This window comes from Rahnella sp. BIGb0236, assembly GCF_004364755.1.
In the GTDB taxonomy this organism is placed as follows: Bacteria; Pseudomonadota; Gammaproteobacteria; order Enterobacterales; family Enterobacteriaceae; genus Rahnella; species Rahnella victoriana.
This window is the reverse complement of sequence record NZ_SOAO01000021.1, coordinates 13,922-40,236: the sequence shown is the minus strand read 5'-3', so window position 1 is coordinate 40,236 and position 26,315 is coordinate 13,922. Positions and strand designations below refer to the sequence as shown.

General features: G+C 54.6%; 25 protein-coding genes. 4 read left to right on the top strand and 21 right to left on the bottom strand.

What is annotated here, in order from left to right:
* The first annotated feature begins 80 nt into the window (after positions 1 to 80).
* From flgA to flgN, 3 genes are all read left to right on the top strand, one after another.
* Positions 81 to 806, top strand: coding sequence for a flagellar basal body P-ring formation chaperone FlgA (gene flgA / locus EDF78_RS24675; protein ID WP_233432853.1), 726 nt, complete (start codon positions 81 to 83; stop codon positions 804 to 806).
* Positions 807 to 968: 162 nt separating this feature from the next.
* Entirely contained in the window at positions 969 to 1,271 is a 303-nt protein-coding gene (gene flgM, locus EDF78_RS24670; protein WP_095922301.1) for a flagellar biosynthesis anti-sigma factor FlgM, read from the top strand.
* A 49-nt stretch (positions 1,272 to 1,320) separates the two neighbouring features.
* Entirely contained in the window at positions 1,321 to 1,758 is a 438-nt protein-coding gene (gene flgN, locus EDF78_RS24665; protein WP_095922302.1) for a flagellar export chaperone FlgN, read from the top strand.
* A 66-nt stretch (positions 1,759 to 1,824) separates the two neighbouring features.
* Here the strand turns inward: flgN and EDF78_RS24660 are convergent, their stop codons facing one another.
* From EDF78_RS24660 to flhB, 5 genes are all read right to left on the bottom strand, one after another.
* Positions 1,825 to 2,145, bottom strand: coding sequence for a helix-turn-helix domain-containing protein (locus EDF78_RS24660; protein ID WP_095922303.1), 321 nt, complete (start codon positions 2,143 to 2,145; stop codon positions 1,825 to 1,827).
* Positions 2,142 to 2,480: a toxin gene (locus tag EDF78_RS24655; RefSeq protein WP_095922304.1), complete on the bottom strand. Its 339-nt coding sequence runs from the start codon at positions 2,478 to 2,480 to the stop codon at positions 2,142 to 2,144. Before EDF78_RS24655 ends, EDF78_RS24660 begins: the two co-directional genes overlap by 4 nt.
* Positions 2,481 to 2,670: 190 nt before the next feature.
* On the bottom strand, positions 2,671 to 3,087 hold the full coding sequence (locus EDF78_RS24650) for a flagellar protein FlhE (RefSeq protein WP_095922306.1): 417 nt from the start codon (positions 3,085 to 3,087) through the stop codon (positions 2,671 to 2,673).
* A 1-nt stretch (position 3,088) separates the two neighbouring features.
* Positions 3,089 to 5,173 carry a flagellar biosynthesis protein FlhA gene (gene flhA, locus EDF78_RS24645; RefSeq protein WP_095922307.1) on the bottom strand — a complete coding sequence of 695 codons (2,085 nt, stop codon included), beginning with the start codon at positions 5,171 to 5,173 and terminating at the stop codon, positions 3,089 to 3,091.
* On the bottom strand, positions 5,166 to 6,320 hold the full coding sequence (gene flhB / locus EDF78_RS24640; RefSeq protein ID WP_095922308.1) for a flagellar biosynthesis protein FlhB: 1,155 nt from the start codon (positions 6,318 to 6,320) through the stop codon (positions 5,166 to 5,168). Before flhB ends, flhA begins: the two co-directional genes overlap by 8 nt.
* A 583-nt stretch (positions 6,321 to 6,903) precedes the next feature.
* Here flhB and EDF78_RS24635 point away from each other — a divergent pair.
* Positions 6,904 to 7,455: a tyrosine-type DNA invertase gene (locus EDF78_RS24635; RefSeq protein WP_095922309.1), complete on the top strand. Its 552-nt coding sequence runs from the start codon at positions 6,904 to 6,906 to the stop codon at positions 7,453 to 7,455.
* 105 nt (positions 7,456 to 7,560) lie between these two features.
* Here EDF78_RS24635 and EDF78_RS24630 read toward each other — a convergent pair whose 3' ends face one another.
* The 16 genes from EDF78_RS24630 to EDF78_RS24555 form a co-directional block, all read right to left on the bottom strand.
* Positions 7,561 to 8,211, bottom strand: coding sequence for a LuxR C-terminal-related transcriptional regulator (locus tag EDF78_RS24630; protein WP_095922310.1), 651 nt, complete (start codon positions 8,209 to 8,211; stop codon positions 7,561 to 7,563).
* Positions 8,212 to 8,286: 75 nt separating this feature from the next.
* Positions 8,287 to 9,000, bottom strand: a complete 714-nt coding sequence (locus EDF78_RS24625) for a response regulator transcription factor (protein ID WP_229921054.1) — start codon at positions 8,998 to 9,000, stop codon at positions 8,287 to 8,289.
* A gap of 117 nt (positions 9,001 to 9,117) precedes the next feature.
* Positions 9,118 to 9,672, bottom strand: a complete 555-nt coding sequence (locus tag EDF78_RS24620; protein ID WP_095922311.1) for a fimbrial protein — start codon at positions 9,670 to 9,672, stop codon at positions 9,118 to 9,120.
* 35 nt (positions 9,673 to 9,707) lie between these two features.
* On the bottom strand, positions 9,708 to 10,796 hold the full coding sequence (locus EDF78_RS24615; protein WP_229921055.1) for a fimbrial protein: 1,089 nt from the start codon (positions 10,794 to 10,796) through the stop codon (positions 9,708 to 9,710).
* 14 nt (positions 10,797 to 10,810) lie between these two features.
* Positions 10,811 to 13,369, bottom strand: a complete 2,559-nt coding sequence (locus EDF78_RS24610; RefSeq protein WP_095922312.1) for a fimbria/pilus outer membrane usher protein — start codon at positions 13,367 to 13,369, stop codon at positions 10,811 to 10,813.
* 101 nt (positions 13,370 to 13,470) lie between these two features.
* A complete protein-coding gene (locus EDF78_RS24605) occupies positions 13,471 to 14,157 on the bottom strand; it encodes a molecular chaperone (protein WP_131694385.1) in 687 nt (228 codons plus the stop codon).
* Between the two features lie 89 nt (positions 14,158 to 14,246).
* Positions 14,247 to 14,768, bottom strand: coding sequence for a fimbrial protein (locus EDF78_RS24600; RefSeq protein WP_095922314.1), 522 nt, complete (start codon positions 14,766 to 14,768; stop codon positions 14,247 to 14,249).
* Positions 14,769 to 15,264: 496 nt separating this feature from the next.
* Entirely contained in the window at positions 15,265 to 15,813 is a 549-nt protein-coding gene (locus tag EDF78_RS24595) for a tyrosine-type DNA invertase (RefSeq protein ID WP_095922315.1), read from the bottom strand.
* 704 nt (positions 15,814 to 16,517) lie between these two features.
* A complete protein-coding gene (locus EDF78_RS24590; protein ID WP_133824154.1) occupies positions 16,518 to 17,252 on the bottom strand; it encodes an SDR family oxidoreductase in 735 nt (244 codons plus the stop codon).
* Positions 17,253 to 17,260: 8 nt separating this feature from the next.
* Positions 17,261 to 17,515, bottom strand: a complete 255-nt coding sequence (locus EDF78_RS24585) for an acyl carrier protein (RefSeq protein ID WP_095922316.1) — start codon at positions 17,513 to 17,515, stop codon at positions 17,261 to 17,263.
* 56 nt (positions 17,516 to 17,571) lie between these two features.
* Complete coding sequence (locus EDF78_RS24580; protein WP_131694388.1) at positions 17,572 to 18,396, bottom strand: MaoC/PaaZ C-terminal domain-containing protein; 825 nt, start codon at positions 18,394 to 18,396, stop codon at positions 17,572 to 17,574.
* Positions 18,396 to 19,667 carry a beta-ketoacyl-[acyl-carrier-protein] synthase family protein gene (locus EDF78_RS24575; RefSeq protein ID WP_133824153.1) on the bottom strand — a complete coding sequence of 424 codons (1,272 nt, stop codon included), beginning with the start codon at positions 19,665 to 19,667 and terminating at the stop codon, positions 18,396 to 18,398. The genes EDF78_RS24580 and EDF78_RS24575 overlap by 1 nt, the downstream gene beginning before the upstream one ends.
* A 3-nt stretch (positions 19,668 to 19,670) precedes the next feature.
* Positions 19,671 to 21,065 carry an efflux transporter outer membrane subunit gene (locus tag EDF78_RS24570; protein ID WP_133824152.1) on the bottom strand — a complete coding sequence of 465 codons (1,395 nt, stop codon included), beginning with the start codon at positions 21,063 to 21,065 and terminating at the stop codon, positions 19,671 to 19,673.
* Positions 21,062 to 23,005 (bottom strand): ABC transporter permease, encoded by a 1,944-nt coding sequence (locus EDF78_RS24565; protein WP_095922320.1) that lies wholly within the window; start codon positions 23,003 to 23,005, stop codon positions 21,062 to 21,064. Before EDF78_RS24565 ends, EDF78_RS24570 begins: the two co-directional genes overlap by 4 nt.
* Positions 22,998 to 24,110: an efflux RND transporter periplasmic adaptor subunit gene (locus tag EDF78_RS24560; RefSeq protein ID WP_233432911.1), complete on the bottom strand. Its 1,113-nt coding sequence runs from the start codon at positions 24,108 to 24,110 to the stop codon at positions 22,998 to 23,000. The genes EDF78_RS24565 and EDF78_RS24560 overlap by 8 nt, the downstream gene beginning before the upstream one ends.
* A gap of 65 nt (positions 24,111 to 24,175) precedes the next feature.
* Positions 24,176 to 26,314, bottom strand: coding sequence for an ATP-binding cassette domain-containing protein (locus EDF78_RS24555; RefSeq protein ID WP_133824151.1), 2,139 nt, complete (start codon positions 26,312 to 26,314; stop codon positions 24,176 to 24,178).
* Position 26,315: the final 1 nt, after the last annotated feature.

Below are 26,315 nucleotides of genomic sequence, written 5' to 3'. Positions count from 1 at the left end.
GCGCTATTTGTCCCTTTAGGAATTGCGAAGTGAGCGTAGACTTGTCGCCAGTAGTAGGTTGGCACAAAGGTAAATTGCGTATGAACAGGCAGACAATCCGTCGTTTAGGCATCACGCTGGGCTGCATCATGATCGGTGCGACGTCCGGCGGCATGAGCTATGCGCAGACAACGCAGGTCAAAAGCGTGCCTGCTTCATCCAATAGCGATACACTGCTGTCCTCGCAAATTCAGCAGTTCTTCCGCCAGCAATATGCGGAAAGTGGTATGCAGGTCACGGTGGTGGTCAACACCCCGAGCGCCCGTCAGCCACAATGTTTATCGCCGCAATTTATGCTTTCTCCGAACAGTCGCACCTGGGGCAATGTCTCGGTGGCGGTGAACTGTAACGGGCGCAAAAGCTATGTGCAGACCAAAGTACAGGTGAGCGGCACCTATTGGGTGGCCGCGAAAAATGTGCCTGCCGGATCGCATCTGGCGGAAACAGACATGCAACAAAAAACCGGGCGTCTGGATTTGTTACCGCCTAAAGCGGTGCTGGACAGTAAGCTGGCCGTTAACGGCATCACGCTGCGCAATATCAGCATCGGGCAGCCTTTGACGCTTTCCATGCTGCGCCGTCCGTGGATGGTTCATGCGGGGCAGGATGTTCAGGTTCAGGCAACAGGCAGTGGTTTCAATGTATCGAGTGCCGGTAAGGCGATGAACAATGCTGCCGCGAATGAATCCGTGAGGATCAGAATGCCGTCAGGCGTGATTGTCAACGGAACGGTAGGCTCGGATGGGTCTGTGACGGTGGAAATTTAATCCGGTATTGCAGCGGGGTTTTGTAGAAAAAGCTTCAATAAAGGCTAAAGTTATTTCGCCACATGTCGATAACAAACGTATCAGAGTCGTCCCACGACGGCATTTTTAGGGTTTTCGTGACATTTTTCAAAACCCTGAGTCCCCATACTGGAGAAGAAATTTATGGCTATCGATCGTACTCAAGGTGTTTCACCTTTAACTCCGATCCAGCAACGCGACACTTCTGAAGCTTCAGTACAGAACGCGCGTAAAGAAGACACTGTTTCTGGCACCACCACCAGCGGTACGGCGGTGACCCTGAGTTCAGCACAAACGTCGCTGACCCAGTCAAGTGCGCAGGATATCAACACGGCACGTGTCGACGAACTGAAACAAGCTATCCGTGACGGCAAACTGACCATGGATACCGGCAAAATTGCCGACGCTTTGTTGCAGGACACGCAGGATTATCTCAAAGGTTTTTAAACTGAAGATCTCAGTGTAAAGACAAAAAGTTGGAAGGTAATAAGGCCCGATGAAGAACTTTATCAAGACCATGACTACCTTGGTTGAAACGTTGCAGGCGCTGGATCAAGTGATTAATCACGAACAAACGATACTGTGCTCAGGCCGCGTTAATGGTGCAGCCTTGCAACATATCACCGAGCAGAAAAGCTCATTGTTAGCCACGGTAGACTATCTTGATAAACAGCGTCGTCAGCATGACGAACGCCTCAGACAATCCGCACCCTATTCCCGCCAGCCGGAAATCGCCGCGATGTGGAAGGATGTGGTGCAACTGACCACCAGACTGAGTCAGATTAACCGTCATAACGGCATGTTATTGGGTAAACAAATCGCCTATAACACTGAGGCGCTGGCGATCCTCAACGCCAGTCAGACGCAGAAATTCTACGGACCGAACGGGCAGGAAACCGTATCGGGGCAAACCGTCAGGAAGATCTCCGTTTAACGCCGAACGAGGGGAAACGCTTTCCCCTCAGCACTTCTCCCGTTCGCCAATTCATATCCACGATATCTATACCAGCCCCGCCAGTTGCTCTAATGTCGCCGGATCCTTTTCGACCAGCTTTATCAGCAAAATGGCCTGCCGGTTAGGTTTCGCTCTGCCCTGTTCCCAGTTCTGATAGGTTGTCAGAGCGGTTTGCAGGTAATAGGCGAAAACTGCCTGAGAGATATTCAGGTTCTCCCGAATCTCTTTTAACTCAACCGCGCTCAATCTCACTTCACGACCGACAGTTCTTTCCACCGTTTTAAGCGTACGCTTACCCTGACCAGCCTCACCCCATGCATTCAGGCCATCAGCAATCTCAGCAAACAGATCCCTTTTCATTGTCATTCTTGTTTCGCCTTATGCTGTTTCAACAGCAGTCCTAACATCTTCTTTTGCGCGAAGGTCAGGTCATCCATTTCGCCTTTTCCGTACACCGTAATGAGAAGAAAATGCGCCTTTGCGACCCACCAGTAATAAATAATCCTTGTACCACCACGCTTACCCTTATTTCTCTGACGATCAGGAAAACGGAGTTTGCGTAACCCCCCGGTATGCATAATCACATCTCCACAGGTAGGGAAAAGCAATAACGCATTCTGGAGGATCCGGTACTCATCGTCCGTCAGATATGCAGACCGATGTGCTTCAAAAACGGGTAATTCTACAAATACAGCTTTCATCCATGCCCCTGAGATTCCCTATATTCTGATAAAACTATCCCCATGTAAAGGATAGTTAGACGATTCAAATCACTACACGCGCAACATTAACGGAATGATGACAGACTGCTAAGAGGGAATAACCAGGGATGGGAGACGGCTTCCAGAAGGTTTTTAGGGATTGCAGGGATTGCAGGAGACGGTCGAGTGCTTACTTATAATTCACGATCACTTCATTACTGATCACCCGCAGCGGGGTATTCATTGCGCCGCCGCCGGGGACGAAATAGACCAGCCGCAGCGGTGCGATGGCTGTCTGGCCGTAGAAGGATTGGGTAACGCCGCTGTCTGCATCCAGATTCACGCAATGATTTACTGTGTTGCACAGCTTCACCTGCAATCCGGCGGGTCTTGCGCCCAGCAGTTGGTACTTCCAGCTGATTGTGGTGATCGTGGGCGCGTTTTGACTTCTGACCGGCGCGGAGGCCGGTGGCGCTAAGGCCCCCGACGACATCATTACGCCCCGGTTTTGCAATGTGACACCGCGCTGCGTATCCGACCACGAGCCGGAGGCCGCCATGGCTGGCAGGCTCAGCGCGGTCAATAACAGCAGCGCGGGACGGCACATCTTATTCACCACCGATGGTGGCCGTCATGCGGATCTGGCGGCTGTCGGTCATTTCAAGGTTCGACATCACCACGATATTCGGCAGTGAGCGACGCAGGAAGCGTGACAGCAGCGGACGCAGCGCGTGATTCACCAGCAGAACCGGCGGCGCACTGAGCATATCCTGACGTTGCAGTGCGGCTTCGGATTGCGTCAGCAGGCGGTCGGCAAGGCCCGGTTCCAGCCCGCCGCCGCTTTGCAGCGCCTGTAACAACAGACGCTCCAGCGAGGTATCCAGCCCGATAACCTGTACTTCGCCGTTGCCAGGGAACCATTGCTGAGTGATGGCGCGACCGAGCGCGACACGCACGACAGACGTCAGTTCGTTCGGATCCTGCTGGTTCGGCGCATATTCCGCCAGCGTTTCAATAATGGTGCGCATATCCCGGATCGAGACACGCTCGGCTAACAGGTTTTGCAGAACTTTATGCATGTTGGTGAGGGAAATGACGCCCGGAATGAAATCTTCCGTCAGTTTCGGCATTTCTTTGTTCACCCGCTCCATCAGCTCCTGCGTTTCCTGACGGCCAAACAGTTCTTTGGCGTGCAGGCTGATCAGGTGATTCAGATGCGTGGCGACCACGGTACTGGCTTCCACTACGGTGAAGCCCTGAATCTGTGCCTGCTCGCGCATGGCCGGTTCGATCCACACCGCCGCCAGCCCGAATGCCGGATCGACCGTCGGCTCGCCCGGCAATTCACCAATGGCGCTGCCCGGGTTGATCGCCATCCAGCGGCCAGGGTGCGCCGTGCCGGTGCCGATTTCCACGCCTTTCATCAGAATACGGTAGCCCGCAGGCGGCAGTTCGAGGTTATCGCGGATATGAATGACCGGCGGAAGATAGCCCATCTCCTGCGCGAATTTTTTACGAATACTGCGGATACGCCCGAGCAGTTCGCCGTTCTGTGCAAAATCCACCATCGGGATCAGACGGTAGCCGACTTCCATGCCCAGCGGATCTTCCAGCTGAACGTCCTGCCAGCTGGCTTCCACCATCTGCTTGCCGCTGTCTGAGGCCGCCGGTGCCGCTTCTTTGGTCGCCGGTTTTTTCAGCTCCTGACCGCGCGTCCACCACGCCAGACCTAACAGGCCCGCAGTGAACAGCAGGAACACCAGATTGGGCATGCCCGGCACCATACCGAGTAAGCCCAGCACACCGGCGCTCAGCATCATAACGCGCGGGTTGCGGAACAGCTGGGTGACCATCTGTTCGCCGACATCTTCGTTGGTGCCGACGCGGGTCACGATAACACCCGCTGCGGTGGAGATAACCAGCGCAGGGATCTGCGCCACCAGACCGTCACCGATGGTCAGCAGGGTATAGCTTTCAGCCGCGTGACCGAGATCCATGCCGTGTTGCAGAACACCGACCAGCAGGCCGCCGACCACGTTGATGATCATGATCATCAGACCCGCCACGGCGTCACCACGAACGAATTTACTGGCACCGTCCATGGAACCGTAGAAGTCCGCTTCCTGCGTCACGTCGCTGCGGCGTTTTTTCGCTTCGTCTTCGCCAATCAGACCGGCGTTCAGATCGGCATCAATCGCCATCTGTTTACCCGGCATACCATCGAGCACGAAACGCGCGCCGACTTCGGCGATACGCCCGGCACCTTTGGTGATAACCATGAAGTTGATCAGCACCAGGATGATAAACACCACGATACCGATGGCGAAGTTACCGCCGACCAGAAAGTGGCCGAAGGCTTCGATGACCCGCCCTGCCGCCGCGCCGCCGGTGTGACCTTCCATCAGGATCACACGCGTCGAGGCCACGTTCAGCGACAGACGTAATAAGGTGGAGAACAGCAGAATGGTCGGGAACGCCGCGAAATCCAGCGTTCGCTGGGTAAACATCGCCACCAGCAACACCATAATGGATAAGGCAATGTTAAAGGTGAACAGCAAGTCGAGAAGGAACGGCGGCAACGGCAGCACCATCATCGACAGGATGATCAGGATCAGGATAGGGCCTGCCAGCACCTGCCATTGTCCGGACTTAAAGTTGGCGGGTAAACGCAGTATCGCGGCCAGATTAGCCATGGGTATCACTCTCTCCTGCTGCAAAATCCAGACCATCAGGCACTGGTAAATGTTGAGGTTTTTTCGGGATCAGTCCGCCTTCACGCTTCCAGCGTTTCAGCTGATATACCCAGGCCAGCACTTCAGCGACGGCGGCATACAACGTGGCCGGAATTTGCTGACCAATATCACTGTGCCGGTACAGCGCACGCGCCAGAGGCGGCGCTTCCAGCATCGGAATTTTGTGTTCGGCACCGAGTTCTTTAATGCGCAGTGCCACGTTCCCTGCGCCCTTCGCCAACACTTTCGGTGCACTCATTTTATTTTCACTGTATTGCAGCGCGACGGCGTAATGCGTCGGGTTGGTGACGATCACATCCGCTTTCGGCACATCGGCCATCATGCGGCGTCGGGCCATCGCACGTTGTTGCTGGCGGATACGCCCTTTGACGTGCGGATCACCTTCCTGACTTTTATGTTCGTCGCGGATGTCCTGCTTGCTCATGCGCAACTTTTTCAGGTTGCTCCAGATTTGCCAGAACACGTCGAACGCCACCATCGGCGTTAATCCGAGGACGACCATCAGCCCGCAAAACACCACCATGTTCAGCGCTTCGCCGAGCGCGGGAATGGTCGGTTGCGCCATCAGACGCATCATGTCCGGCCATTTGTGCCACAAATACAACCCGGCGACGGTGCCCACCAGTAACGCTTTCAGGATGGCTTTCAGCAGTTCGGCCAGCACCTGACCGGAAAATAAACGCTTGAAACCGGCAATCGGATCCATACGGCTGAACTTGGGCGCAAAAGACTTGCCGCTGAACATCAGCCCGCCGAGCAGTAACGGCGCGGCAAGGGCGATCAAAATCAGGCCGCCAATCACCGGCAGTAACGCCCAGACCGCGCGTCCGAGCAGGGTCGCCATTTGCTGCAACACCTGCCGGTCATCGCTGACCATGCCGTGATCGAATTTCAGACCCTGCGAAATCATCACACCCAGCTGGCGCGCCATGGATTCGCCGGACATCCAAAGCAGCGTTAACCCGCCGCCGAGCATCAGAACGGACGTCAGTTCGCGCGAGCGCGGGATTTGCCCTTCTTCACGCGCCTTTTCAAGCCTGTGTGCGGTGGGGGCCTCACTTTTTTCGAGATCGCTTTCTTCAGCCACCGGGGGTTCCTGTCAGCGTTAACCCGACGTGTAAAACACCACGGGCACAATTTCAGGCTTAGCATGACAAACATCTGCAGGTTCGATGGGGAGAACAAAGGGAGGTTTTGAGGTCTTTTCCCTAAATCAAACGGGACGGCGTGCCCGGCTCAGGAAAGTGAAAATAACGTACTGTGCTGAGTTGTCACCGGTAAAATTTACATTTGGCTATTTTGTGACAATCACGCAAATATCCCCGCGCCGGAGGCTTTTGATTTACACGCCAGTCATACACGGCACAGGTAATAGGAATAATCCTGGGATCCTCTCAGATTGATAATTAAAACAATTAATTATGCAGCCTGTTTAAATAATATTTAAATGATACAGCGCGTGCAGAAAACTAATTTCACGCATGATGATTTCATTATCACATTATATTTTTTGGGTCTAAACACCGAAATTTAATTACCTAATACGTCGAATAATACCCGCTCTGAATAATTCATTTGCTGAATGTATAATCTAATGCTTAAATAGCTCACCATCGCGTATGAAGCACAATAACCTGTAAAATAAAAGAATTGCTCAAAGGATTAGGACAATGGCAGGGAGAAAATATCTCACTCATTTGGAAATTGAGAAACTGGTCGCCGCAACCGCGGGCGGAAAAAACGCAGTCAGAGATAAATGCATGTTATTAATGTGTTTCATTCATGGTCTTCGTGTCAGTGAACTCACAAAGTTACGGGTAAACGACATTGAACTGGCAACGAATATAGTTCACATATCCCGGCTGAAAAATGGTTTTTCGGTTCATCACCCGTTACAGATCCGCGAGGTTAAGGCAATTAAAGACTGGCTGAAAGTACGTTCACAATATCTTGATCCAGACACTGAGTGGTTATTTCTCTCACGACACGGTGGTCAGATCTCACGCCAGCAGATCTACCGTTTAATACGCAACTATGGAAAACAAGCCGGTATCAACGTCAATGTTCACCCCCATATGCTCCGGCATGCTTGCGGGTTTGCGCTGGCAGATAAAGGCTGTGACACCCGGCTGATTCAGGATTATCTCGGCCACAGAAACATTCAAAATACCGTTATTTATACGGCAAGTAATGCAGAGCGATTCAGGGCCATCAATATATAGTCATCGTGTTCTGCACCCCGAAACGGAAATGCCCGCTTTATTTATGAAGGGGCATTTCCCCCGCCCGCAGCCCCCTCCCCTTCACGGCCTGTTCAATACCTTTTTTTAACACATGTTTTTCAACATCAGGAACAGTTCGGAATCGGTTTTCACACCCAGTTTGCGCATCGCATTGCATTTGTGCGCACTGATTGTTTTTATGCTCAGTTGCTTAGCTTGCGCAATTTCACGCAGGTCCATGCCGTTAAACAGATGTCGCAGCACCTCCGTTTCGCTTCGCGTGATCCGTGCAGAAGCCTGAATGTTTTGCTCAGTCAGACGCACCAGGTCGCAACAGATCCGCGGGCTTAAGACGCGCTTTCGGGCAAATGCCTGTCTGAAATAATCCTCGGTGTCGCGCAGCGATTCACCGCGTGCAATCAGACTGATATTGCGCTGGTTGACCAGCTTTCGCAGTTCGTTGCCATTATGGCAAAGCGTATAAACCACCATATTCAGACGGGGAAATTGCTCACTGAGATTTAGCAGAATATCCAGCCCCTGGTGCAGGTTTTCCTGGGCGCTTTGCAGGTCTGTCACCAGAATATCCACGGACTGATACATCAGGGCTTCTGAGATTTTCTCCAGACATGTTTCTTTCACGCGGATATCGCAGCCGCTGTCAATGGACGTAATCAGTGATGACAGTCCGGAGAGCGTCAGCGGCTGGCTGTCCATCAGCGCCACAGCGCGGGTCGATGTATGAGTATGATGCATAACTCTCTTGCTCCTTGCTGCCGGGCTTCATTTCCCGGCACCGTTCCATTTGAGGATGTCCTATTGCCACCGGAATTAATGGCTGGCAGCCGGACCAATCTTCGCCATCCATGAGCCCTGGGCAAAAAGTTCACTGTCATTGTGAAAACCCAGTTTCATCATCGCATTGCGCTTATGCGTGCTCACTGTGCGGATATCGCGATGCAGCGTCTGTGCGACGCTGGAAACGCTCATGCCCGAGAAAAGACAGGTCAGCACCTCGAGTTCACGGGCGGTGAGTGCCGGGTTTTTCATCGCGGGGGTCGTCACCAGCCTCTTGGCTTTCGGGCTCAGCCACTGGCGCCCGCCGGCCATCACGTCAAAAACACATTGCACCAGCGCCAGCTCCGGCTCGTGTTTAAGTAACACACCGTTGGCCGGAGAAGACGCCAGCAGTTCCAGCACGCGGTGGTCGCTGAAATCAGTGCAGATGATAATTTTCATCTGCGGATGTGAATCTTGCAGATGGGCCAGCAAGCGCAGGCCATCAAGCACCGATTCCTTTTCGCCGCAAATGTCCATGATAAGCAGTGCCGGTAGCGAGCGGGCGATGGCCGCCTGAATACCTGCAAGGCGCTGTACATAATTGACGGATTTTGTGATGCCGCAGGAAGCGGTCAGTACACGCTTCATGCCCAGAGCAGTAACGGGACAAGCGTCCATAATCAGTACGCCTTCCGCCGGTAAATTTGGGCGGAAAGCGTCACGGGCAACATGACCCGGCGTGAGGTTGTCGACACTGTTCATCATAGCTTCCTTGTTTTCTCAGTCACATTCCCGACAGGGACATAATCCTGTACAAAATCCTTACGTTCTTTATTGATGGTGCTTACTGATTTCCCTCAGTTGCTGAGCGTGCAAATGGGCTTACTGGTAGGTAAACGTGACTTGTACGCTGCCGACAATCGTCCCCGGCGTCACCTTCCCCTGCGCGCTGTACGCCCGGGCGCGCAGATCAAACGTGGTACTGCGGGTGGCGGTATCAATGTTCTGAACTTTATACCCCGCGTTTCCCAGTGCGGTACCGTCGCTGCTTTGCAGCTGAATTTGCACCTGCGTGGCGCTGCCGGTGTTGGCATACATGTCGCTTTCAGCCTCATCCGGTGTCCCGTTCACGGTCATGGTGGCTTCGGAGGTCGATGCCGGACACGCCGTCAGCGCAATCGAAAAAGGTTTCCAGTCTGATGATGACCCGGCCTCAGCCATCGACGAGGCCAGAATCTTCTGCCCCAGATCCACATTCATTCCGCCGGAAGGCAGACTGACCGTGCACGGCGACGCTTTAATATTGCCGGTGATATTCAGTACGGTGTCCGCGCTGACCGGTTGCCACAGCGTGCTGGCCGTCAGCCCCAGTCCAAGCGCCAGAAACAGCGCCGGTGCTTTTCCTTTAGTTATTACAAATGCCGCTAAGCTTTTCATCTTGGTGATATTCCCTTACCGGTCACGTTCCGGAATTACTGTATTTCTGCGCGGATAGTCGCGGTGGCGGTGAAATCACCGGTGCCCGGCTCTTTACCACTGGTGTTAATCGGAAATAAGTTAATTTGCGACGTGCCCGCCTGAGTGGCGTAATCCATCGTCAGCGGTAAGCGGCCGCTGAGCGGTGCCACGGTTGCACCCGCGCTGTCCTGGATCCTGACGCCCACATCGGCGTTAGTGGTCGAGAGTGCGGTCGGATCATTGGCATCCGGCGTTCCCTGGAAAGAGAGACTGACATTGACGCCTTCGGAAATATTGGTGCAGGCCACGTTGAAATTGACGTTTTTCGGCGTGAAGTTTTTCGCCATCTGACCTTTGGTGGCGATATCGCCCGACATGATGTCGCCAAAGGGTACCGTGATCACACCCCCGCCATTGATAACGCACGACTGCGGCACCGTCACTGTGCCGCTCATCCAGACGGTCGAGACAGGAACGGTCGACTGCGTGGTCGGATCAGACGCGATATACACATCCACGACTTTGGTCAGCGGAATGGTTTGTACACCGACAAAAGGCCGGCGGAAGTAGAGTGAAATGGTGCCGCGGGCGCCCGTGGCATAAGGATATCGGGCGCAGCTGGTGGCGGTATTCTGGTTACTGACACTGGTAAACGGCGTCGATTTATAATCGCCAAATCCCCCGGCAATATAGACCTGACTGGCCACTGCCAGAAACTCGTTGATACTGTAATAATTCAGGTTACCGTCGTTGTACGCCAGCCCGGTATCCGGCACTTTTGCGGTCACGTAACCCCCGACATAGTCGCCGGTGCAGGAACAGGTCACATTGTAGTTACCGCTGAGGTTCCATTCATAGGCGTTGTTGACGATCTTTCCGGCCGTGTTTTGAGTCGGGTCGGTCAACAAATAAGTCATGTTGAACGTATAGGATTTTGTCCCATCCGTCGGGGCACAGTCACTTGCCTGCACGTTGGCGCTCAGCATGCCACCGGCCAGCAACAGCCCGAACAATGCGCCCTTTTTACCCCCGGACACGCCGCGGAGAATGGGCTGGCGTGGAGAAGTCACGTGTGTGGTTAATTGATTCATACGATCGGTCATTTCCATGTTCCGCCTTACCGGCAGTCTCCGTTAATAAGTTGAATACCCGACGTGGCCGGTTGTTCAGGCAGGCGATAGTTCACCTGACAGGACTGCGCCGCTGAATTACCCCATTTCACTGTCAGCGTGCCGCTGTCGGACATACCTGACAGATAAACCTGGCCGCCGTCGCCGACAATGCTGCTGTTTTCCTTGTCCCCGTTGTTCACCCCTGCGGTAGCACCAAAGGGCACCGGCTCGCCATTGGCGCGGGTCAGTGTCATCAGCACACGCTGGCCGATGTTCGGATCAAAGTCCGCACGCACCACCGCGCCACGTGTCGGGATCACCGTGGTGCTGGTCAGCGTCATATCGACATTGTCCGGCAAGGTTGAGGTATCCAGGGAAATCTGGTTACGCCGGTACGCCGTGGCGTAAGGCACCACCGCATAGCCACGCCAGTCGGTTTTAACCCCGGTATTGCTGGTGATGCTGACATCGTCCGCGCCGGGTGCTTTCACCAGCACCACCGTTTCACTCAGCGGTTGCGAGAAGGTCACGCCATTTTCATGCAGCAAAATGCCGCCCTGCAGACCGTAATCCATACGGCGCTGGCTGCGGTCGTAGCCGTAACCGGCATTCACTTCGCCGTAGCCACCTTTATAGTCGGCGCTGGCATAGCCGTTCGCACCCTGCCCCTGCGTGGTGTAACCCTGACTGATGTTGTAATTCAAATTGTCATCACGCAGTGCCGTGCCGCTCAGCCCGACGTTATGCGAGGTATTGCCATTTTTACTGCTGTTGAGGTTATAGGTGGCGTAACTGCCCGGCAGCCATTTGCTCAACGGCACGCTGACGTTAAAAGCCACAATCTGATCGGTGTAATAGGTCCGGTTGCCGTTGCTGTCCGTGCCATTGCGGTTATAGGTGTAGTTAACCCCCCAGGAAATGCCGTCCCAGGTGTTGTTGTAGCCCACGCTGCCTGATTGGGTTGACCGGTTGTTATTCCAGTATTCTTCTTTCACCAGACTCAGGGAAAGCGCACCGCCCTTTTCCCACAAGTTCTGGCTCAGGGTCAGTTCAGCGCGGCTTTTTTTATGATCGCTGTAATACCCGCTGCCGCCGGAGTAGCTTTCCAGCGCTTCCTGCAAGGTGTAAAACCCGGCCGTGGAATAGCGGTAGCTGGCCAGGCTGAAGTTGGTGCCTGATTCGACAAAGCTTTTGCCATAACGCAGCCGGTAAGACTGACCGCTGTCTTTTGGCGCATCTTCCTGTTTAGTCCAGGCCTGCGTCACGTCAGCGGACAGCGCACCGATGCTGCCGAGGTTTTGACCCAGCCCCATCGCCACTGACTGGTATTTGCTGGCCGCCTGCAAGCCGCCGTACACCGTCGCACCATGCGATAAACCATAAATTGCGGTGCCCTGTGTGAACGGCGTCTTTTCGACGTTATCGTTATACGAGCGGTACTGACCGCTGGTGAAGCTGTATTTCAGATGTCCTTCGCGCTGAAGCACCGGCACCGACGCGAAAGGCACCACCATATTTCGCTCACTGCCATCGGCTTCTTTGATCGTCACATTCAGGTCGCCACTGCCTGCTGTCGGATAGAGGTCAGAAATAGCGAACGGCCCGGCAGGCACGTAACTCTGGTAGATGACATAGCCGTTCTGGCGGATGGTCACCTGCGCATTACTGTTGGCAATGCCACGCACCACCGGCGAATAGCCTTTCATGCTGTCCGGCAACATGTCGTCGTCGGAGGCCAGCTGTAAACCGCGAAACGGGACGGTATCGAACACTTCGGTCGGCGAGTTACTGTCGCCCAACGTCAGCTGGCTCCGCAGCATCTGAATGTCACGTTGCAAATAGGTGTTGATGGAATCCCAGTGGTCAGTGCCTTTGCTGTCGCGGTTCCAGGTGGAATAGTTACGCAAACGCCAGACACCCAGATTCGCCCCTGAACGCAGGTTCAGGTAATAGGTATTGCTGTTTCGCGTGTCGTTTTCCCGCGCTTCGGTGTTCGCGCCGCTGAAGCTGTAGTTCATCAGCAAAGCCGGAATGCCCGGATCCCATTTGTCCGGAGACACGTAACCGCGCGCCTGCGAATTCAGCGCCGCCTGGGGAATGCTCAGATCCAGCCGTTGCTGATCGAAGCGGAAAGCCGCAGAAGACTGCGCTATCGCACCGGTGAAATTGGCACACTCGTCTGTCGCCTGGATGCCGGGGAACATGCCAATCTTCACGCCCATATCCCGCAGCAGTTCGCCGCTCAGGCAGGGTTGCAGGCTTTGCTTACCCGCCGCATCCGTCGTAAGGGTAAATTTTACGTCGCGGGTATCGACCTCTGATCCATTCAGATAAATATCAACACGATAAGTGCCTGGCGGCTGTAAATCCCCATCTTCGAAAATTGACAGATCGGCATTACCCTGTGCAGGATTATCGATTTCCAGTAAGGCCGGGTTGAAATATTCCGCTGCGCTGGCCAGATGTGTTCCGCCCGTTAACATGGCTATCTGGCACGACACCAGCCAGGCAAGCCGGGAACGCGTAAAGCCGGTCGAATTATGACTTTTCGTTTTGTTCTTCATTGTGTTAATTCCATGTTGCAACGCAGCCAGAATTTCTGGCGCTTCTCCCTCGCCTTCCTTGTTTACCGCCGTGACAGACTTCTGCTGGTTATGAATTCAGGTCAGAGACTGGCAATAAAAGGTGTGCTGGTGCCGCCGTAATCATTGATGAATTGCCAGCTCAATGAGCCGCCGGTGACGCCGGACGGTAAGTCAAAACTGGCGTCAGACTGCGGTGCGACCATGGTGACGTTCTTCATCGCGCTGCCATTGATTTTCACGTTGAAGAATGTGATGTAATGCGCTGACGGATTGGTCACCTGAATGTGGTTACCGGTGCGTTTCCATGTCAGCGTTTTAGCGGACTCGTCCAGGGTACTTTTCACGCCAGACGGGCGAAAAATCAGCTTAATGCGCGTCTTCACGGCAATCTGCAGGGTGTTTTCCCGCTTCTCAGCGGAAGGAATCGATTTGATGTTCAGCCAGTACAGCGACTCTTTGGTTTCAGGCAAATCACCGCCCGCACGCACAACGCGCAGAATGTTTTGCTGATTACCGTCAAGGCGGAATAAAGGTGGCGTCACGATAAACGGCGCTTTGTCTGCCGGTGCTGTTTTGCCGTTTTCATCGCCATCCACCCAGGACTGGATCAGATACGGCGTTTTATCGGGGTTACTGATATTGATGGAGGATTCTTTCTTGCCGCCGTCATAGATGAGACGCGTGCCGCCGACCACGACACCCGCTTGTGCGGCCATGCCAAAGGTCATTAATAATGCTGCCACCGCTGTAGCGCGCCATGTTTTCATGGTGTTCCTGCCTGTCTTAACCATTCAAATAGACCAGGGGGATACACTCCCCTGGTCTGACTTAATTCAACTGAAGCGAATCAAAAGGCTTATTGATAAACCACGGTGAACTGAGTCACGCCGTTTGCATCACCCACGGTGACAGCGTCAGTCAGGGAGATGTAACGGGCGCTGAAGTCCAGGTTGTTAGGACCAGTGCTGACCAGCGGATAAACAGAGGAGTCTTCGTACAACGGAACCACTTTGTTCTGGTTGTCAGAAATCTGAATACCCACGCCTGAGGCAGTGCTGTCACCGGCAGTCAGTGCCAGCACGGTGTTGTCACCAGAAACCTGAGTACCGTCGAAACGCACGGTCGCACCGGTCACGGTGTCAGGGCAGTCGGTCAGAACTAAAGTGAATTTTTTGGCAGCGGCCAGTGAACCCGCCACAGGGAACGCGGTACGGGCGATATTACCCAGGAAGACATCCTGGTTTTGAGAAGCAGTATCGATCGTACAAGCCGCATCTGTGATAGTGCCGGTAAAGTTAACGGCGCCATCTGCTGCAAAAGCAGAAGAAGCGAATACAGAAGACGCGATCAGGGCAACAGCAAGAAGATTCTTTTTCACGAAATTTTTCCTATTAACATAATGCACATCGAAACACCTTTCCCGGTGTCCGAATTAGTTTTGACAAAACCATCTGTCATTCCTTTATTTAGTTCATGAGGTTCCACCCCACTTAATAAGCCGCCGGACGGGTTTAACCCCGAAACCCAAACGATTCATTTTGAACTAAAGTGACTCCTTTGGTTTATTATGCTAAATAGATGACATTGTGCGGAGTTTACTGCTTTGACGTGAAGTTTTTGTGAGATTTAACTAACGTATTGGCAGGCAGGGTGAGAATGACACGGGAAATCAAGGGAAGTGGATATAAGAAAAAACCGAGAGGCTTCTGGTGTGCTGAAATAACAAATAAATGTGTAAGCAACTGAATTTGATATGATTTTAATAAACTTCTGCGGAGGGGTGCATTCAGTATTGACAGAAATTTACCGGCTGATTAGAGTATGCTCCAATTTAGTTCAAAATGACTCCATTGAAACAATTAATTACAGGTTAACTACCAGACTTCTTTAAATCTTTTGGCGTTACTCGCCGTATATAAAACCGTATTCTGAATATTACGATGACCTAAATAATCCTGAATTAAGCGGGTATCAATCCCTCTGTCTGCCAGCGCAAAACCACAGCCGTGTCTTAACATATGCGGATGGGCATTAATAGTCAGATTAGCGGCCTGACTATAATTTCTAATTAACCAGTAAATGCGCTGCCGTGATAATTTAGAACCACGGTTAGAAAGAAACAACCAGTCTGAATCCGCACCACGGTATTGCTTTCTTTTATTCATCCAGAGCATTAACGATTTCCTTTCCCGCATATAGAGAGGATGAACGGTAGAGAAGCCATTTTTTAACCGGTGGATATAGATATTATTGCCTTCCATGTCGATATCCGAGAGCCGCCAGCTACTGATTTCGCTGACCCGGCAACCGTGGATAAAACACATCCAAATCAGACAATAATCCCGTTCTGCGTGCCTTCCGCGCAACGTCGCCTCGAGCAGTTTCTCAACCTCAGACGGAGTCAGGTATTTACGATTTTTCATAGTGCCTCTTCATGTTCATGTCGTCCCGGATAAGTATTGATTTCAGTGGCACTCATCATTCAACACTTTCCGAAAATGGAATTAGTGATCGCCTGCTGCACAGCGGTTCATTAATTCGTCGTTTAATAACAGGGGTTTTAATAACCCTGTGTGTTTCAAGCCCTCCTTAAAGTGATACCTGTAAAATTAATTCACTCATTTTCAATATACGTCCTAAACCCAACGTCATCAAATAAAATAAAAACCAACGCATTATGCTTATCAGCACTGACAATTAAGTTTATATCACATTCGCCACAACGGAGGCGTGATTTAAAATAATTCACCCTTTTTAAACTGTTGTGAATTATATTTAACCTGTCGCGACCGTGACAATCAGCAGGGCATTTTTTCGCGTTTACCCTTTAATACTCTCTCATTTTCGGCACTTCGGAGGCGTTTTATCCTGCCTGTGGCCGGAATTTTTTACAAGGAAATTTCTGAGGCCTTTTAAGCATTTTTATCGCGGGCGGGGATTTTATTTCAGGGGAAAAGCAGAACATCCGAACGTTGTGCCAAATATACGGTGATCTGGTCGCCAAAAGTCGTTTTTATACCGTCTATGTTCGGGGACAGGCAAAGCAGGAAGAACCTGAGACAGTGCGAAAATAAAAAAACAGGACGCAATGCGTCCTGTTTGGGTCAGGCAGACGATAAGGGGGGGATCAGGCGGAAAGACCACCGTCCAGAATGAGAGATTGTCCGGTCATGTACCTGCTGTCTTCACCGACCAGCCACGCCACCGCGCCTGCCACTTCGTCCACCTTTCCGAAACGTTTCATCGGAATGGTTTTACGCAGTGCAACCAGCTTGTCTTTAGGCATATCCGCGAGGATTTCGGTGTCGATATAGCCAGGCAGCAGGCAGTTAACCCGGACGTTAAAGCGCCCCAGTTCAACCGATAACGTCCGCGCCAGGCCGATCATCGCAGCCTTACTCGCCGCATAAGCGCTCTGGCCACTGTTACCCTTTATGCTGGTCACCGACGACATCATTACCACCGAACCCCCGCCCTGCATCATCATCGGTTCGAGTAACTGGCTGTTCCAGTAGAAAATGGCGTTTAAATTGGTGTCCATGACGTTGCGCCAGTTATCCGCATTCTGGTGAATATGCAGCGCATCAAGCGTGATACCCGCATTGTGTACCATGGCGTGCGGCGCGCCGTAGCGTGCCAGCAGGTCAGTGGCCAGACGCGTAACCGCCTGCTCATCACGCCCGTCGCACTGATGGCTTTCGACCCGGCCGGGCAACCCCACGCAGGCCAGTTCCACCTCGCGGGCGGCGCTTTCGCCCTGACACCAGGTAAACACCACATTCCATTCTTTCGCCAGACGCTGCACGGCGGCGCGTCCGATCCCCCGGCTGCCACCGGTGACCAGAATCCATTGATTTCCCATGACGTCATTCATGGCTTAGTGGCTTTTTCGCTGAGATACTGGCACAGCTCACGCAGCGTAATGTTGACGTTATCGACGAACAAATCAGCCTCGATGGTGACGCCAAACTCTTTCTTCGCCAGCACCATCAGTTCAACGTAATCCAGGCTGTCGAGTTTGAGCTGATACAACGGCATGTCCGGGGTGAGATCTTCCTGCTCCAGATCCTTCGCGTCACACAGCATCTCGCAAACCTTGCTGTAAACCTCATCATAATTCGCCATGTTTTATTCCTTTAAGTGAGTCAGTTGTCTTTGTTTATTATGAAAAAATCAGTGTGCTATTCCGTCAGCGGTCCGGTTTTCAGCGTGACCGCGACGGACATCAGCGGTTCACCGGCCTGCCATGCCTGAATGCCTGCCAGCAGCACCAGCCCGCGCTGTTTTTCGCCCATAACCAGCGTCGGCCGGATGGCGTAATCTATCGCGCCGAAACGCTGTCCCTGCCCTGTCTGCGTCAGTAATCGCGGGGAAAAATGCGTTTCATGATGCGTCTGCACCACCTGTACCAGAGTAAAAACGTCACTCAGGCGGGTCGCCTGAAGCGACGGTAAAAGACTGTGCACGGTTTCCAGCGTCTGCGGGGCATTCACCATCTGGCGAAACAGCACCGCGTCGAGAAAGCTCCACGCCGGCACCACCGGGCTGCCGACAGCCAGAAACTGAGTATGCAGCGTTGCCAGTTCCTGCGCGGCCAGCGTATTCCCCGGCGTGTGCGGCGACAGCACCAGTGCCTTCGTCGGTGTCAGTTTGCTGCTGATGCTGGCCTGCTGTGTCTGTGCATGACGCAAGCTTGCGCTCAGCTGCACCCCGTCATCACGCAGCGTTTCGCGCACCGGCAGCTGATACGGCGTGTCGCACAACACCGGTTCGCGCAGACGGCTGGTGAACATCAGTCCGTCTGCCGTTAACCCATGCTTTTCCTGCGAAGTAGTCAGTACCAGTTTCATATCCAGCATTGCGCGCATTCCGTGAACGCATAATCCGGTCAGACCAAGACGCCGCGCCTCAGCCGCGTCAAAATGGATCGGATTGTAATCACCGGAAAATGCCGCCCAGCGTTCGGCATCCGACAGGCTGTAACGCAGAGTGTCACCCGCCAGCATTATTTCCCCATTCCGATCACCAGCGCGGCGTTCGCCCCGCCGAAACCGAAACTCAGATTCAGCGTGGTGTTCAGTACCGCCGGGCGATGCACGTTGGCGACGTAATCCAGATCGCACGCCGGATCGGGCGCATCAAGATGGCAGGTCGCGGGCATGATCTGATGCGCAAGCGCCTGCAGGCAGACGATGGATTCAAAACTGCCTGCCGCCGCGATCAGATGTCCGGTATAGGATTTGGTGCTGGAGCACGGCGTGGCGTAAGCCGCCGTTTCGCCCAGCGCAATCTTGATCGCTTCAGTTTCGTTGAGATCGTTGAGCGGCGTAGAGGTGCCGTGCGCATTGATATAATCCAGATCGCTGGCGGCAATACCGGCCTGCGCCAGCGCATGGCGGATAGTTTGCACCCGCGCAATTTTGTCTTCAGCCGGTGCGGTAAAATCAAAGGCATCCGAGAAATTGCCGTAACCCAGGATCTCACCGAGAATGTTTGCGCCGCGCGCCAGGGCCGATTCCCGTTCTTCCAGACACAGCACCGCCGCACCTTCGCTGAGCACAAAACCGTTGCGATGCAGGCTGAACGGGCAACAGGCGCGGGTGATCTCTTCTTGTTCACTGGCCAGCGCGCCCAGCACGTCAATATTCCATACCGCCGAATCAGAACGCAGTGATTCTCCCGCGCCCGCCAGCATCATGCCGGCCCGGCCATTGCGGATCAGTTCGAAAGCGTCGCCGACCGCCATGGTTCCGGTCGCACAGGCCGCCACCGGCGTGTTCTGATAGCCACGCAATCCCCACAGCAAACTGACTGCCGCCGTGGCGGAATTCGGCATGGAGAAAAAGCAGCCAAAAGGAGATCCCATACCGGTACGCAGATAGTCTTCGTAATGCAGCTGAGTTTCATCCTGCCCCGCCCAGCCGGTGCCCATAATGACGCCGCAGTCGCGCAAATCGTAATGTTGCTCCGGTTTGTCATCGCCAAACGCCATCTGCATGGCTTCCCGCGCAGACGCCAGCGTCAGCCGTGCATAACGCGGCAGGCGGCGACGGATTGCCGCAGGCACGCCTTTGAGCGAAGGTTCATGATCAATCAGGCCGTAAAAACGGGATTTAATCCCCGCAGCTGATTTGTCGCAGTAGCGGTAGCCGGGGGTGTAATCCATGATCGCGGCCCAGCTTTCGGCGGAGTTCACCCCCAGCGGGGTCACCGCCCCATAACCGGTCACGACCACCCGACGCGGCGTATCAGCCGTCTGTAAAACATCCTTTTGCATGCTTTATCCTTGTTGACTCAATGTGTTGTCTTCCCCGCCACCCAGCGCCAGCCAGAGTTTCATCGTGGAATACAGATAGTTATATTGCGTGGTGACCAGCGTGTTCTGGCTGTCCAGCAAGGTGTTCTGCGCGTCGAGCAGCGTCTGATACACCACCGAACCGTGGCGATACTGGCTTTCCACCAGTGCCAGCCGCTGCTGACTTAATGCCAGATCTTGCAGCTGTCGCTGTTTTTCCTGCTGATAGGTCAGGCGCTGCGACATGGCATTGTCGATATCCTGCAACGCGCTGTAGGACGCGCTGCGGAACTGAATCGCCGCGGTTTGCACATCCAGACCGGATTGTTCAACGGTCAGCCGCACTTTGTTCCATTCGATAAACGGCAGGTCGAGCGCAGAACCGAGCGTTCTGGCCGGATTGCTGAACCATTGCTGAAACACCGAAGCCCCGGCATTCAGCGACGCATTGAGCGTCAGCGACGGATAAAAGCTCAGCCGGGCGACGTCCGAACCGGCCAGCGCCGCACGCAGATTCAGTTCAGCCGACTGTACATCCGGCCTTCTGGCGATCACGTCAAGCGGTAAACGCTGCGCCACCGGCACGCTCTGATGAATATCCAGCGACTGACGCTCCGCAGGGTATTGCCCCGGCGGGCGGCTGAGTAAAATCGCCAGTGCATTACGGTTTTCATCGCGCTGTTGATACAAATCGCGCAGGTTGTTTTCGCGGCTCAAAACCGTTTGCTGTGCCTGCAAATAATCCAGCTGACCGAGATCACCGGCCTTCCAGCGCGAGGTCACCATCACCTGCGTTTCCCGGGCAATCGCCAGGCTTTGCTGCAAATTACTGATCTGCTGATTGAGGCTGGCAATCTGCCAGTAAAGCTGTGAAGTCGTGCCAATGAGCGTCAGCGCCGTGGCCTGCAAATCCTGTTCCGAGGCTTTTGCCAGCCAGTCGGACTGCTCACGGGTGCGCGCCAGTTTTCCCCACAGCTCCAGCTCATAAGAGGCCGACAGTGAGTTTGCGTAACTTTCGACCGGCGTGGTGTCGCGGCGCATATTTTTGGTGTTGCTGGCCGATGCACTGGCGGAGAAATCAGGGGTCTGATTCAGATCTGAGAGTCCCGCCGTCAGCAGCGCCTGCCGCAGTTTAATGCCCGCCAGCGCCAGATCGTTATTGCTTTGCAATGCGGAAACAATCAGCCGTGACAACTGCGGGTCATCAAAGTTATCCCACCAGTGCGGAGAAAATTTCGCCACGCCTTCGCCGGTATCCTGCACGCGCCAGGTTGGCGGAACTGACAGCATCGGCCGCTGGTATTCGCTTTTCAGCGCCTGACCACAGCCGGTCAGCAGTAACGTCATCACCGCCATTGAGAGTAAATTCAGTTTGTTCATTCGCGTGCCAGCGCCTCTGTCGGATGCAAACGCGCGGCGTTGCGTGCCGGGAAAAAGCCGAAGCCGAGTCCGATAAGCGCCGAGAAACCGCAGGCTAATAGGATCGGCGGCCAGGTGAAAATCATGGTGAATTCCTGCGTAACCTGAGAAAAAATCAGCCCCGCCACGCCGGATCCGACAATGCCGGTCAGACCGCCGAGGGTACAAATCACCACCGCCTCAATCAGGAACTGACGCATGATGTCCGCCGGACGTGCGCCAACCGACAGACGAATGCCAATCTCGTGCGTTCTTTCCGTCACCGACACCAGCATGATGTTCATCACGCCCACACCGCCCACCAGCAGCGAAATTCCGGCAATTGCGGTGATCAGTAACGTCATGGATTCCGACGTTTTACGGATGGTTTTCGTCAGCTGATCATTGGTCATGGTGAAGAAATCGCGTTTACCATGCGACGCATCAAGCAGTTGTTCGACGTTGCGCTGGGCGACATCCGTCGGGTAACCGTCGGCAATGCGCAGGGTGATGGATTGCAGCGGCGTATCCCCCGACATGCGCTCGAGCAGCGAGGTGTAAGGGATCCACGCGCCGAGCTGCTCGCCGATGTACTTCGGCCCTTTTTTATCCGCCACGCCGATCACCCGGTAAGGCACGCCGGAAAGCTGGATAATTTCGCCCAGCGGATCCTGTCCGGGAAACAGCGTGCTGCGCACATTCGGGTCGATGATCACCACCGGTTCGCGGTCATCGAGATCGCGCGGCGTAAAACGGTTTCCGGCTATAAAATTCAGCCCCTGCACACGGAAGAATCCGTTACTGACGCCCGACAACGACACCAGCACCTGCTTACCGCCACGGATCGCCATGACGGTTTTGCTCACCACCGGCGACAGGCTGTCGATGTACGGCTGTCTGCCGAGCAAATCCACGTCTTCCAGCGTCAGGGAACGTTCAAAATCAGGACGCGGTTTATCCCAGCCCAGACCGGGCTGAATTTCGATGGTGCTGGTACCAAGCTGGCTTATCTGGCTGAGAATGCTCTGCCGCGCGCCCTCGCCCACCGCCATTGAGGACACCACCGAAGAGATGCCGATAATGATGCCGAGCATGGAAAGAAAAGCGCGGATCCGGTGCCCGAGCAGGGAACGCCACGCCATGCGCACCGCTTCTTTCAGGCTCTGCCACAGCGGCGTGCGTCCGGTGGCGGCAATGGCCGGTAACCCCTGAGATTTGCCCTGCTGCATCACCGGATTGATGCGATCCGCGACAATCTCGCCGTCGTGGATTTCGACAATACGCTGGCACTGTTCGGCAATGCTGCGGTCGTGGGTGACGATAATCAGCGTATGCCCCGCCTGATGCAGGCCATGCAAAATCGCCATCAGCTCCTGACCGCTGGTGCTGTCGAGCGCGCCGGTCGGTTCATCGGCGAGGATCACCGGCGCACCGTTCATCAGTGCCCGCGCAATGCTGACGCGTTGCTGTTGCCCGCCGGAAAGCTGCGCAGGCCGGTAATTCATGCGGTTGCCAAGGCCTAACCGGTTAAGCAAATGTTCCGCCCGCGCCTGACGCGCCGCCGCGGGCATGTCGGTATACAGCGCCGGAATGGTGACGTTTTCGAGGGCCGTGAGATACGGCATCAGGTGATAGCGCTGAAAAATAAAGCCCAGATACTGGCTGCGCAATTGCGCCAGTTGTTCGCTGGTCGCCACATGCGCAGGCACATCCATAATGCGCATTTCGCCTTCCGACGGCTTATCCAGACAACCGAGAATGTTCATCAGCGTCGATTTACCCGAACCGGACGCGCCGATAATCGCCAGCATTTCCCCGGCATTGACGCGCAGGGAAATGTCTTTGAGCACCGTGACGGCAGCGTTGCCCTCACCAAAACGGCGGGAGATATGCGAAAGTTCGATGACCGGAGAATTAGCCATTTGCCGTCACAGCCTCATTTTGCATCACCACCACCTGCTCACCTTCGCGCAACCCGTCTTTCACTTCGACAAACTGACGGTCATTGATGCCCGCACGGATCACCCGTGGTTCGGTCTTATCGCCGTTCACCACCTGCACCTGATACCGGTCATCGCCCAGTGGCTGACCCAGCGCCATCACCGGCAGACGCAGCACATTTTTAGCCTGTTCGGTGATGATAAAGACCTGCGCGGTCATTGAGGTGCGCAGCAAATGACCGGGGTTCGGCACGCTGAACACGCCGTTGTAATAGACGGCAGAAGGTTGTTGAGTCTGGCTGCTGGTGCTTTCATCCTGTAAGGCGTCGTTTGGCGCGTCCTGCAAGGTGCCCATGACGCTCTGATAACGATGTTTGGGATCGGCGACCACGTAAAACCACAGCGGCTGGCCGGGATGCACTTTCAGGATGTCGGTTTCTGAGATACGGGTTTGCACGGTCATGGTATCGACGTTGGCGAGCACCAGAATGGTCGGCGCGGTCTGCGAGGAGACCACGGTTTGCCCTTCTTTGGTGACGATGCCCAGCACCTGTCCGTCCACCGGTGCGAGGATCCGCGTATAACCCAGATTGGCTTTCGCTGTTTCCAGCGCCATCTGCGCCTGCACAATCTGCGCTTCGTTGACTTTGATTTGCGCTTTCTGGGTATCGACTTTAGCCTGCGCCTGCTCGAGATTACTTTTGGTGCCTGAGCCGTCGCGATCCATCTGTAACTGACGTTTCAGCTCCAGCTGATATTGCCTGAGCGTGTACAGCGACGCCTGTTTTTGCGCCACGGCACTGTCGAGTTCCGCCTCGGATTTGCGCAGTTCGCTCTGTTGCAGCGTCGGGTCGATTTCCGCCAGTAACTGGCCTTTGGTAACGCGATCGCCCGCACGGACATACAGTTTTTTCAACTGACCGTTGACCTGCGCACCGACGTTGACCTGCGCGGAAGGCTTGAGGATACCGGTCGCCAGTACGGTTTTTTCGATATCCCCGCGGCCGATAGCCTGCGAAACCTGCGGCGCGACGGTGCCGGACATCATGCGGTGTATGCCGTACGCAGCCCCGGCCAGCAGGATCAACAACACAATGATCAGCGTATAAATGACCTTGCGGCGTCCGGCGGCGATGTGTCTGACTGAGTTACTCACGCCGGTTCTCCCTGCGGAGTGATAACGGAAATCACAGCCCCCGTTGTCGCCGCTACGCGGCCATTTCTCATCACACAGACCCGGTCAAACAGGGACAGCGCGGTTTCACTGTGCGTCACGGTGATCAGGGTTTTCCCGTATTCACGGCAATGGCTGATCAGGGTTTGCATCACCTGCTGCGCCGTTTCTTCATCGAGATTGGCCGTCGGCTCATCCAGCACCATCACCGGACAATCGCTGTACATCGCACGCGCCAGCATCAGACGCTGGCGTTGCCCCAGCGACAGCGCGGGATGGCTTTCACGGATCAGCGCGTTTTGTTTGCCTGGCAGACGGTCGATCACCTCCGTCAGGTTCAGCCCGCGCAGCGACTTATCGATACGCAGCTGTTTTTGCGCGTCGTGTTCACGATCAAACAGCGTGATGTTTTGCAGAACGCTGGTATTGAACAGGATGTCCTCCTGACTTTGCAGGAAGAACAGCTTCTGTGCCTGACGGCTGCTGACCGGGTGTCCGTCGGCCAGGATTTCTCCGCCCTGAGGCTCGATAAGCCCTGTAATGACTTTCAGCAGCGTACTTTTCCCCGCGCCCGACTCACCGACAATCGCCAGCGTTTCGCCCTGACGCACCGTCAGCGACACGTGATCCAGCACCGGTTTACCGGGATCGTAAGCAAACTGAAGTGCCCGGTAGCTGAGCTGCTGGCTGAAGCGGACAGGCGGCAGCACGTCACCGGCGGCCTCTTCCCTGACCGGCGGGAACAGATCGGCGGCGCGGGTATCAATCACGTGCAGCTGGTTCTTTTGCAGCACAGAGAAGAAAATCTGCGTGATGTAAGCGGTAAAAATCTGGCGCACAAAGCTGTAGGCGAAGAATTCACCCAGTGAAATCCGGTTATCTTTCAGCAACGGCAGCGCCAGCAGCATAAAGAACACCATCTCGAGGCTGCCAATCAGCTGATACAGACTGCTTTTCACCTGCTCGTACACTTTCTGTTTCTGGCGGCAGTCAAACAGCGACAGCGCATATCCGGCGAATGCCGCCTGACGCTGGCTGTTCAGCCCGGCGGATTTGAGCGTGGCGAAACCCTGAATCGTTTCCAGCAGGAAGTCGCTTTGTTCTGCACTCTTTACCTGAATCTGCTGGGTGTAATGGCGGTCGCGGAAAATCGCCCAGACGCTGACCAGCCCCATCAGCGTGACGCCGATGGCGGAAATGCCGGCCAGCAGCGGGCTGATATAGCACATCACTGCCAGCGCAATCACACCGACCACCCAGTCCACACGCAGGCCGTTATCCAGCTCGATTTTTTGCGCCGCCGCCATCTGCCAGCTGGAGAAACGGCTGTAGATTTCGCCGGGGCTGCGCTTCTCAAAGAACGAAAGCGTGTTGTTCAGCAACCGGGCAAAACCGCTGACGCTTTGCATCACGACAAAACGTTTGATAAACCGCTCGGTCACGCTGCGCACAATAAACGCCAGCAGCGTCGAGACCACGAAGGCCAGCAGATAATAGAAATACGGGAATTCGGTTTTGCCGCCGGAAGAGAAAACGTTGTTGATTGCCGAGCTGACCATTACCGGCATGATGAACAAGGTCAGTGACACCAGAAATGCCAGCAACATCAGCTTGTAAATACCGGGGATCGCCGCCGTTTGTTTCAGGCTCATGCATTCGAGCGCACGGAAACGACGCGTGCGCGGTTGTTTTTCTGCTGTCTGCGCAGTGCGCGGCGCCTCCTGATCGAGCACCACCGCGTAACCGCTGATTTCAGATTTGAGCGCGGCAACCGGCAGAAGCTGTTCGCCAATCGCCGGATTCATCACGCAGACATAGCTGCCCTGACGATAGGCCAGCAGGACATAGTGACTGGCACCGTAGTGCAAAATGGCCGGTAATGGCAGTTCTGCCAGCTCATCGAAATCAAACGCCACCGGATACGCCGGGATCGCCAGCTCAGATAAGATGTCGCACAGGGCCGACAGCGCGGTGCCGTGAGACGATGTCGGGAAACGTTCGCGTAACGCTTCAAGCGGTGCGCTGATGCCCTGAGTTTCCGCCAGCATAGAAACACAGGCCAGCGCGCATTCGTTCGTTTCTGCCTGATAAACCAGCTTAGGAATAATATTATCCATA